Source organism: uncultured Methanobrevibacter sp. (assembly GCF_946184425.1).
Classification (GTDB): domain Archaea; phylum Methanobacteriota; class Methanobacteria; order Methanobacteriales; family Methanobacteriaceae; genus Methanocatella.
This window is the reverse complement of sequence record NZ_CAMHFP010000059.1, coordinates 1-12,010: the sequence shown is the minus strand read 5'-3', so window position 1 is coordinate 12,010 and position 12,010 is coordinate 1. Positions and strand designations below refer to the sequence as shown.

Genomic DNA, 12,010 nt, shown 5'->3' with positions numbered 1-12,010 from the left:
TCTTTAGCATCCTTTACCCAAAGAGAACATAAAATTTCCCTCACGGTCATTCCACCACATTATGTTAAAGTGGGTCTCCTTGGGCTTACCAAGTTAACCAGTTGTTAGATCTGATTGGGTTAGGTTCTCTAAATACACCGGCTAGCACTACAGGTTGTGTCCTATATACGTGTATCTGGACCCACATATGTCTATTTGTCTAGCAATATGGAGGCTCTTCGAATCTTCCTACCCTCCACCGCGATTCACGATGCTTTTCTCAAGAGTTCACTGTCGTTAACCAATACCAATCTTTTCTTCGCCTTCGCATTATTGGAAGCTATAATGACGATTAGACTTTACCCCTCATGCAACCCACCTCATCGTTACCAATGACGCAGTTTCGGGGAGAAATAATGCGCACAACAACATTATCAGTTTAATATACTGCACTAACATACGCCGCAAAGGCGTACAACAAATTACTGGCTCTATCTTGTCGCACCCAGACAAATCTAGCATTGCCCAGACTCTGATTAAATTTATCCACCATAACCTTATCAGGATACAACTTAACCTTCAAACCTTCATTAACAATAATACACTCATCTAACATGAAAAAACACATCAAAAATATCTATTTTATATTCCAATTAATTTTGAACACAAAATATAATATATCAATAGACAATATATAAAGAATTACCAAGAGCATTTGATAACTAATGCTCTTTTTATGCAATTCATCCTCGACTTGAAGAAGTCAAGGTATTCTTGCACCATTTAGATAAAAATATGATTTCTACAAATCTTTAAAAAATTTAAATAATATCAATTGGTATAAATATACAACATGAGCAAAGACCGAGAAAGCATGAAGGGAACATACTTCATCTCTTCAATTTCAACAACTTCATACCTAGTGGAATATGGGGTTTTATCAATTTTTACTTTATTTCTACTTTATGTTTTGGATTTCTCAATTCCATTGACATCACGGGTTTATGGATATTATTACGGCTTTGCATATCTGATTCCAATACTAATCGGATACATTTCTGACAAATACCTGAATAAATCCACTTCACTGACCATTGGCTTTGTTTCAATGATAATAAGCCAAGTGATTCTATGGTTTTCAGCCTCATTATATGACCCCAACAATCCTGTTCGAGATACAATAGTCCTTAATTTGCAAAACATTGCGTACTTTATAGGATTGCTGTTCCTCGCATTGGGAATGAGTTTTTCATCCCTTTCAATTACACATATGATTAATTCTATCAATAACGAATCATCAAGACTTAAAGGATTCTCCATTTATTATCCCATTTTGAATTTTGGAATATTGGTAGGAGTAATCATAACAAGTGTGGTGGTGGGAAATGAAAATTATGAATTATATGAATGGATTTTCTTCATATTCACAATTATTCTAATTATCGGACTAATCATCTTTAGATTAGGCAAAGATAAGTATCTGGTTGACAATGACGGAAACCCTATGAATGATGACCGCCCTAAGGAGCCCATAATTGAGGAGTCAAATAAACTTCTCAGGAACATATCACATGAAAGCATATTCAAAATCAAAAATCTAAACTTTAATCAAAGAATAAGGCTTTTTCGTGATTCACTGACACTCAAGGAAAAGGATAGGATAACGGTCTTTTTCATATTTTTAATGATAATAATCTTTTATAGAATTGCATTTTCTCAATCCAGCATATCCCTTGTCTTTTTTATAAATACTTATGTCCAAAGGGATTTGAGCTTTTTTACAATACCTGTACAAATGTTTTCCCTGCTTAATCCCCTATTCATTTTAATTTTAGGCCCTATTTTTATTAAAGTCACTGATAAGCTGGAGAAAAAGAAAATCAAACTGGGATTCATAAAAAGAACCATATTGGCCCTGTTGGTCATGGTGCTCTGCTTTACGCTGCTAACCGTAATTGGCTATTATATAGATATTGATTCTGTGGATAAAATCAGCTTGATTTGGATTGTTGTTTTTGAATTTTTTATAGCAGTATCTGAACTTCTTTTCTCGATAGCGGGTTATGCTATGGTTGGTGATTTGGCCCCTGAAAAATATTATTCCTTGTTTTTCGGATTTTTCCTGGCTACAAAGTCTGTTGCAATGTTCTTGTCAGGATTTATATCCTCACGTTTCCCACCGGAAGGAACTGAGTCTTTTATTTTTCACATGCCGGTTCATGGACTGATGGACTTTTTCATGATATTTGTAATTATGAATCTATTTACTGCATTAGTTCTAATCATTTATAGAAAAAAATTGATTGAAAAAATGCATCTTGAAGATTCGAATTCTGCATAGTTCCACATTATTGAATACAAATAATTTGTGATATCATTGATTTATTAACAATTATCCTTGAAAAAATAGTTCATTACGTGAAATAATCTATGTGATATCTTCCAAATTCTCCTTATCCAGCATTTGTGTTAAAATTCGAGCATACATCCTGACAAAACTGGCGGCAGTATCGCTTGAAAACATGTCTGCATGGTTTATGTGAATGACATATCCGTCATCCAAATCATTGATTACGCAGAAGAATTCGGAAAATGAATCCTTAAATGCATCCCTTATGATTATGTCGTTTCCAACATCGGATACATCATTCAAATCAAAATTATACTCAAACAGTACAGTATTATTCAAGTCGAATTCCTTTTCAAGCAATCTGAATGGATAGACATTGCTAAGCATTGATTTTAAGACCAAATCGGAAAAGTAATCCAGGTATGTTATAATGTCATCGTTTTTGCAGTCTACAAGAATTGGGGTTGTTCGGGCAAACATTCCCAGAGAATCCTGAATATAATTTTCATGACGACCATGCTCCACAAAGTTATAGTAGACCTTAGGGCTTCCTATAAATCGGGAGTAAGTATATGCAAATACTGCATTTAGGAAAGTACCAATGGTGATGTTATTGTTTCTAGTGAACTCTTCAACATCACTTCGAATTCTGCGAATTGGGAGAGAAACTATTCCTTGAGAACCGTTTGAATCTTTTTGTATTGAATTGACTTCGCCAATGCCTGCCAGTTGTTTGGCATAAAACTCATGTGAAGAATCATAAGTCTCTTCGAATTTGGATTCAAAAGAATCACGGCTGGCATAAAGGAAGCCCAAATCAACATCTTTGTTCAAATTACCTTCAAAAGCATCAGTGAAATTATTGCCAATTATAGTGTATCCTATAGCGTCATTAATCACATGATGGATATCATAGACAATTCGATTGGATTTCTCATTGCCGATAATGAAGAAACGGGCCAAATACCTTTCCAAATCAAAAGGCTTTATAAGGTCAGTGAAATCATCGGTATTGCAAACCTCAACTAAAGGATAGCTATCACAGATTAAAAGGGGCATGTCCATGTCATCCAAAATACGTCCTTTTAAGATAGGATGCTTTTCAATCAAGGAATGAATTGAATCCTTAATGTCATCAACGGATTTATCCAAAGGACATTTAACAAGATTACATGTAGAATATGCGTTGCCCATATCATAGTCTTTTTCATTGAAATAAATTTCAAGCTGGGATTCAGAAAGGGCACAGACAACATTGTTATCATTAAAATTGAAATTTCCAATGAATTCTAATTCGGATTTGATGTTTTCAATGAATTCCGTGAGATTATCGGCTATATATGTGTCTTTTGGATACGTGCCACTAATGTAATAGGAATCATCAGCACGATTGATGTTGAAAACAATACCATATGTGTCCACATCTTTCAAATCATCTTGAACCAGATTATGATTGGCCGATTTGAATAGCTCATTTTCAAAAGCAAATTCTGTGCTTAGGAAATTGAATGTAACTGGACAGTGCCTATACTCCAATTCATTGGTGATGTAGATTAATGATCCATAATTCAAACCCAAATTCCGTATATCTCCAAAGGCGGTTTTAATTTTATAAACATCTCTTACAATGGAAACATCATCATAATCATTGCCGATATCGACATGTACTGGATACTGGCTGGTAAACCACCCTACGGTTCTGAAAAGATTTGCAAGATTATCATCACGCCCATAAGATTCTCGATTAAATATGATATCTTTCCCGTAAGTCTTTTTATATGCACGTGCAATAGCTAATGCCCAATATTCCTCCTCTGAAAGCATCAATAGGTTATCGACATCATATCCTACATCAACATTGAAATTAAATCCCTTGGCATTTCCTCTAATCTGTGAATCGTCCAATAGTCCATTAACTTCAATCCAATGCAATTTCTCTTCTTCAGAAATGTTATCAACCAATCCTTTTACATCTTCAATCCAATCCTTATATGAATATGGTCTGGTGAGTTCAATATTCCCATCATTCGGGTCATGATAAGCTTCTTTTATTGATAATCCATTACCTTCGATAATCTCTGATGAAATTTCTTGAGTATTTTCAATATTCTGAGCAATCCTATAAGGTGTTCTATAATTCAATATGTCTCTTGCAGGATATGTTATGCCGTTTTTGTTGAGCAATGAGATTACACGTATCGCCGTGATGGAATCTCCACCGAGATTAATGAAGTCATCATTTAATCCAACGAACTCCTGATTAAACACAGCCTTGAATGCATCAGCCACCATCTTTTCCACGGCATTTGTTGGAGCAACATAATCAACAAAACTATCAACTTGATATTCATTGCCATAAACGTCTAGGGAATTCTCACTTTGACTTGGGGTAGAGAATATTTTCAAATCTTCACTGATGCAATAGTCAATATCAGAGAGCATCTCCTTTTCCAACATTTGGGTTAAAATTTTGGCATACGCTTTAGCAAAACTGATTATGGTTTTTCTAGAAAACTTATCGGAATGCTGAATCCCTACAACATAGCCATCATCCAAATCATTAACGACACATAGCAAATCGGAAATTGAATCTATGATGTTTTCGCTTGCAATAATGTCCTCATTTAAACTGAAAACATCAATGAGATTCAAGTTATACTCAAACATCACATCATTATTCAGATTGAATTCGGAAGCAAGCATTCTGAATGGATAAACATCATTTAACATGGAAGATAATGCCAAATCTGAAAAATAGCTTAAATATTCTTTGATGAAATCATTTTTGCAATCAACCAGAATTGGAACAGTTCGAGTGAACATCCCTACTGCATTTCGAGCATAATCCTCATGTCGCCCATGCTCAGTGAAATTAAAGTAAACTTTGTCACTGCATAAAAAACGAGAATAAGTATAAGCAAAAGCGGCATTTAAGAAAATTCCTGCAGTTATCCCATTAGCACTAGCGAACTCTTCAACACTGTTCTTAATGCCTAGAATAGGAATGGAAACAATGCCCTCACAACCCTCAGATTCATTCGGCAATTGCTTTACTTCATCGATATCTGCCAAGTGTCTGGCATAGAATTCATGGGCTCGCTCATAGCTGGATTCAGATTTGGATTTGAAAGAATCATAACTTGCATGAACAAAACCTAAATCAATACTTTCATCCAGATTATCTTCTAAAGCATTAATCAAATCATTTTCAACAAATGTGCATCCTACAGCGTCATTTATGATATGATGTGCCTCAAAGAATACCTTTTTTTCTTCATTTTTATCAATAATATAAAAACGTGAGAGGGATTTTTCCAAATCAAATGCCTTTAAAAGATTAGAAATGTCATCATCAGAAGTTATATTAATATCAGGATTGCTGTCGCAAATTAAAAATGGAGTAGTGTCATTATCTAAAAGTCTTGACTTTAAAATAGGGTGTTTATCAATTATTGATAAAATTGCCTCTTCAATTTCTTCAATCGAACTATCCGAACCGCAATCAATAGAGGCAAATGTGGAATATGCAGTATTCTTATTGTTGACTTTCTCATCCAAATAAATTCCCAATTGAACTTCAGATAATGGACAGATTATTGTGGATTCATCAAATGAAGCATTTTTCTCCTTGAAAATATTTTTTGCTGAATTTCTAACATCTTCAAGCCATGATTCATATGAGCTAGGTTTATCAAGTTTCATTTTTGCATCTAAAGCCAAATGAGTGTAGATATATGTCAAATCATCCAATAAAATACTCCAGCTTACCCCATCCACAATCAGATGATGAATGACAAAAACAAGATAACATTTATCTTCGCAGCGAGCCAAACTGACATCCATCAGATTATTGAAAACATCAAGTGAATCTTTAGCTTTCTGGATGATTTCTGCAATGCCTTCATCAATATTGCCAGTTATCTCATATTCATTGATTTCACAGATTCGAGTATTCAACGGTAATATTTCCTGCACATACCAATCATCTTTAACTTTGAATCTCGCCCTCAGCATGTCGTGCAGTTTTGTTAATTCATCCAAAGCAGCTTGCAGTATAGCGATATCCAAATCAACTGCAGATTCCAAAACAAATTCCTGTGTGAAATTATTCCTGTTTATTTGATCAAAGAAATAATCCTGAATTGGAAGCAAATCAAAAATGCCTTCGACATATTCATGGGATTCTTCAAATTTATCTCTCGCATTCTGAGCAATGAGATAGGGGGTCTTATACTTTAAAATATCACTTGGATTACAAATGATTCCTTCATTTTGAAGCAAGGAGACTATGCGTATGGCCTTAATTGAATCTCCACCCAAACGATAGAAGTTATCATTGATTCCGACCTTCTTTACATCCAGAACATTTTCCCATACTTTAACAATTGCATCTTCAACCGCATTTGTCGGTGAAGCATATTTGTATTTTGCTGCTTTAGGTTGAGGCAATCTTTTAATATCTATCTTTCCGTTGTTGTTTAGAGGCATGGAATCAATCTGCATTATTGAAGTGGGAACCATAAACGGAAGTAGCACATTTCCCAAATCATTCAATAGTTTATCCGTATCAATGACATCATCACTAACGATGTATGAATACAATTGAGTATTTCTGGAATCCGCTACTGTGACGGCCTGGTTTATATTCTCATTTCTCTCAATTTGCCTGTTGATTTCATCCACTTCAATTCTTTGACCATTGATTTTGATTTGCGTATCCATCCTTCCGATGAAATTTATTTCGCCATTACTATCAAGATATGCTAAATCTCCAGTGCAGTACAATGTGCCTTCATCAAATGGATTTGCGATGAAATGTCTGTTTGTTTCATTTTCATTGTTTAAATAACCATCAGCCACCTGTTTTCCACCAATGCACAATTCTCCAGGAATGCCTATTGGGCATAATTGTCTTTTATCATTTAAAATATAAATTTGAGTATTTATATTGGCTTTTCCAATGGTGATTTTATCATATAGGACTCTTTTAATGCTTGCGAATATTGTTGCTTCGCAAGGTCCATATGCATTGTAGATAATCGGATTGTAATTTTTCCGAATTTCGGCTACCAGACCTTCATTTAGGACTTCTCCTGCAAGTATCAGCTGTCCCACATTTTCCATAATCCTTTTAAAATTTGGAAGCTTTAAAAACATTTTCAATTTGGCCGGAACCGTATTGACAATTGATTTTTGATTCAATACGTCTCTAGGAATTCCTGAAAAATCATAATTCTCATTGATTACATGCAGCTGAATGCCATTCAACATTGAAAAGATAATCTCAAAAAGCGATGTGTCAAATCCTATATTTGTCGTGTGGTAAAAAATCCTGCTGTCTTTATCATAAAATTGCTTTTTAGCACTTATCAGGAAGTTTTCAACATTTTCATGAGTGATTTGCACACCTTTTGGGACCCCTGTAGTTCCTGAAGTATGAAGTATGCACAGCTTGCCTTGAGAGGACAATTCGAATTCGCCATAATCATAATCATATAATGACTTTTGGTTCAAATCAACAATGTCGACATCATCCATGTCCAAATCCAGATTCGTCAATACAACTTTTGCGTCAACCTCATCAATGATGCGCCTTATCATTCCCTCTGGAGCTGATGGGTTGATTGGGACATAAACCGCATTCAGTTTCAAAATGCTATAGAAGCCCAAAACAGATTCTATACTACGGTTAGCTATCAATACGATATTATCTTGCTTTTTAACACTGAATTTGTCCTTCAGATAATTTGACAAGCTGTTGGTTTTCAAATCAAAATCATTATAGCTTAAAGAAGATTCATGATTGGACAAAATTTTCATTGTAGGGTTTTTAGCAATTTGCTCTTTTAATGCTATCAGGATTGGGTCATATTTCACGTCCTCCTTAACGCCAGTCATTTCGATTATCCTTTCCCGCTCGCCAGATGATAGAATGTCAATGTCATCAATTTTCATACCCATATTTTTGCCGATGTTGTCAATCAAATTAATATAATGGCCCAGTAGTCCATTAATCTTATCAAAGGAATACAAATCAGTATTATAATCGAATTCAACAGTCAAATCGGATGGACTATTCTTTATTGTGCATGTCAAATCAAATTTGGATCCATCCCACTCTAAATTATTGTCAAAGTCATCGGCAGTGTTCTGTATAAATGCTATGTTGAACAGAGGATTGAATGAATTGTTGGTTGGTATGTTATGGTCTTCAACTATCTGTTCGATTGAATAGTTCTGATTGGCGAATAAGTTGGCCAATTCTTCTTCGGTTTTCATTAAAGTCTCTTTTAAGGTATCCCTGCCACACATGGTCTGTGCAAATGGCAGTGTATTGGCAAACATTCCTAAAGTCTTTTTCAGAACTGGAGATGTTCTTCCGTTTGTTATGATTCCAATTTGAATGTTCGATTCGTCTGTGTATTTGTGAAGCAAAATGCAGAATTGCAGAAGTAATAATTTGTAAACTGTGGTGTTGTTGTCCATTGCTCGTTTTTCTATAATTTCTTTATCCAGAATGTATGCAATCTTGCTTCCGTTAAAAGTCATTTCTAGTGGCCTTTCAAAATCTGTCATAAGTACGGTTCCATATTCTGAAAGTTCCCTGTTTTTCCAGTAATCCGCTTCCTTAGTCTGCTGATTCTTAACCCATAATACATTAACCGGAGGGTTTCTTTTAAGTTCATATTTTATGGATGGCTTTTCACAAATGAGTAAGATATCTTCAACCGTTAGATTTTCGATTCCACAACTGACAAATTGATTTAAAACCTTTTTGATGCTCCTTAAAAATGAGTGGACATATGGAAAAGTGTATTTGTTGGCATCGAACTTTAATTTCAAGAGATATTTCTGGGATGATTCGCCGATAATCAGTGAGGGGTTTGAATCATTGTCTTCCAAATCATTATAAATATAATTAAAATGAGATTGGATGGTCAATTTCCTTAACAATTCATTATACTCCTTTGGATTGGAAAAATCATCACTGAGATTGGCAATATACTCAATGACATTCCTTTTTCTGTTTTCATCATTGAATTTCAATGGGGTCTCAATGGATTTTCCATTGATTTTGGACTTTGTTTTGATGAAAATTTGGCTATCTTCACTATATTTTGTCAATGTGATGCATGTAGCTGTTAAAAACAACAAATTATGGTCTAAATCGTATTTTAAAGCTAAATCATTAATTTTTGATTTGATTATGGAAATGCAAACATATTCCATTTTTGAGATGTTGTCATCATTTTTATTAAACATAAGGGCTGAAGATTGCATAAAAACACACTATAATAGTAGTTTTTACTGATTATTATTAAAAAATTTTTTCATTTAGTTCACAATTTTCAATCCTAAAACAAAATTGATTTGACTTTGGAGGGAATCCTATTGATTTTGCAATTTTTTTTAAATCAGTATTTAACTTTTTTAAGGCAATGATTTTTTCTTTAATATTAGATTGGGGAGGGGTGTTTTTGATGTGTTCTAAAAAATAACTATGTTTTTAGTAATTTCCTTGCTTTCAATATCTTATTTGAAAACATTAAAATAAAAGTTCAACTATCGTAAAGCATTTTCTTTAATTTCTGCACCTCAATTTGGGCAATTAATAAATTGGTTCAGGTTGAAACAGTAGGCATTTCAAATAATTCTTCAGAAGGTTCATATAATCTTGAAATAATGACTCCCATTGCCTTTCGACAAACAATTGTCAGGTTTCTCTTTCATTAAACGTATCCATATCAAAAGATTTATACTGGTGTGCAACAATGGATGTGCAAATACCCTTGCCGGTAATATTGCTAAGAGCATTAAACATGCCAATTATATTGTATATGCCAGTTATCAAGTCAATTATGGCAATAGGTAAACCTACCATACTAAGTATCATGGATAAGGTAAAGACACTTGCCATAGGAACTGTCGGGGTACTGGTTGAAGCTATTATCACTGTGATAATTAATGTTATAATGGCTGAAGTGCCTAAATCAATTCCACAATATTGGGCTGCAAACATCGCCGTCACACTTTGCATGATAATGGTTCCGTTTTTGTTAATGGTAGCTCCTAAAGGAACTGTAAATGATGAAATATCACGGGAAATACCAATATCTTCCAATTTATTCATATTTAATGGAATCGTTGCATTTGATGATAATGTTGAAAATGCAAAAAACATCACAGACATGAACTTCCTATAAAACCTCAAATGATTCACTTTTGTAAAAATAACAAGTATAAAAGGATAAACTATAAATAACTGAATTACCAGCCCTAATATTACGCAGTCAATGAATTTGGCTAGAGGAAATACGCTTTCAAACCCTAAAGTTCCAAAAGTTCTGGCCATCAAACAGAATACGCCAAAAGGAGCAATTTTAAGGATAACGCCTGTCATCGCTATCATAACATTCTTTGATTCTTTAAAAACATTATTAAGCGTTGGAGTTTTTTGACTTAATTTAATTAAAATAAAACCCATTATCGCTCCTAATATTATGACAGATAACATCTCGCTATTGGCTAAAGCATTTAAAGGATTTTCTGGAATAATATTTAAAACCAAATCAGTCATTGTTTGATTAAGAGTCACATTTGATGTTTGACTTATTGCTGTGAGGTTTATGCCAGCACGGGTTTAAAAACCGAACTTATTATGAGTGCGATGAATATTCCAATAATGGATGTGGCAAGATAGAGAAGAATAGTTCTTCCACCAGTCATAAAAATTTTACGAATATCGGAAATTGATGTTATACCAACAACTAAAGAACAAAAAACAAGTGGAACAGTAATCATTTTCATCAATCTGATAAAAATATTGCCCCCTAAATAAAAAATGTTATCCATAAGAATAATATCTTTAATAAAATGGTTATTAACATATAAATTTAGAAATAAACCGACGATTACTCCCAAAACCATTCCTATTAAAATCCAATTACCTAAACTAATTTTTTTCAATCGATAAAACATAAACTCAACTGTTTATTTTTTTTTATTGTTGATATTATATAAATGGTATTATCCAATATTTTTTCTAATTTTATTTTTTTATAAATTTCGGTTGATTAAGTACTTATTTTAGTTGTAATTATTTAAAAAGTAGTTAATTATAAATATATGAGAATTATTTAGGATAACAAAACTAAAACACTTCTCTCATTCTATTTTATGTTGCCCCGTCAAAATTCAATGCACAAAAAGCAGAATAAGAGAAATTTTCGAACCTGCAGATGACTTAAAACGGAAAATGAAAGCAGATTATTTGGTATAATCATATATTCATTTGTGAAGAGAGACGCGCTAAATTGGTAAGTATAAAAAATTATACTGTCTTACTTTTTGTAGCTAATCGATAAATATATATGAAGTCATGATTAATGGGATTATTGTAAGAGCTAAAAGTACATTATATTTTGTATAGTATACGGGCAAAATCCATTTTACAAAGTTTTTTAAATTAATAAAACAATATTTTTATTTAATTTTACTTTTAATCTATTATAATATGGGTGAGAAGTGCATGGAAGAATATTTGATGGAAACACCAAGCATTGATTACATGAATCCTCTTTTTCAGGATAAGGTTCGGGAATTGATGAATCAATCTGAAGATAATCTGGATTATATAAAACGATGTTACATCTTTGTTAGGGATGAAATTTCTCATTCATG

At 33.4% G+C, this 12,010-nt stretch carries 5 protein-coding genes; 1 reads left to right on the top strand and 4 read right to left on the bottom strand.

Annotated features, from left to right (window positions below; all coding sequences use genetic code 11):
• Nucleotides 1–418 precede the first annotated feature (418 nt).
• Complete coding sequence (locus Q0P94_RS10530) at nucleotides 419–595, bottom strand: helix-turn-helix domain-containing protein (RefSeq protein WP_367270241.1); 177 nt, start codon at nucleotides 593–595, stop codon at nucleotides 419–421.
• A 237-nt stretch (nucleotides 596–832) separates the two neighbouring features.
• Here Q0P94_RS10530 and Q0P94_RS09815 point away from each other — a divergent pair, with 237 nt between their 5' ends.
• Nucleotides 833–2,320 (top strand): MFS transporter, encoded by a 1,488-nt coding sequence (locus Q0P94_RS09815; RefSeq protein WP_295116121.1) that lies wholly within the window; start codon nucleotides 833–835, stop codon nucleotides 2,318–2,320.
• An 87-nt stretch (nucleotides 2,321–2,407) separates the two neighbouring features.
• On the opposite strand, the gene Q0P94_RS09810 is transcribed toward Q0P94_RS09815, so the two are convergent.
• The 3 genes from Q0P94_RS09810 to Q0P94_RS09800 form a co-directional block, all read right to left on the bottom strand.
• Nucleotides 2,408–9,592, bottom strand: a complete 7,185-nt coding sequence (locus Q0P94_RS09810; protein WP_295116119.1) for a condensation domain-containing protein — start codon at nucleotides 9,590–9,592, stop codon at nucleotides 2,408–2,410.
• A 451-nt stretch (nucleotides 9,593–10,043) separates the two neighbouring features.
• Nucleotides 10,044–10,907: a dicarboxylate/amino acid:cation symporter gene (locus tag Q0P94_RS09805; protein ID WP_295116117.1), complete on the bottom strand. Its 864-nt coding sequence runs from the start codon at nucleotides 10,905–10,907 to the stop codon at nucleotides 10,044–10,046.
• Nucleotides 10,908–10,954: 47 nt separating this feature from the next.
• Nucleotides 10,955–11,257, bottom strand: coding sequence for a cation:dicarboxylate symporter family transporter (locus Q0P94_RS09800; protein WP_295116123.1), 303 nt, complete (start codon nucleotides 11,255–11,257; stop codon nucleotides 10,955–10,957).
• Nucleotides 11,258–12,010: the final 753 nt, after the last annotated feature.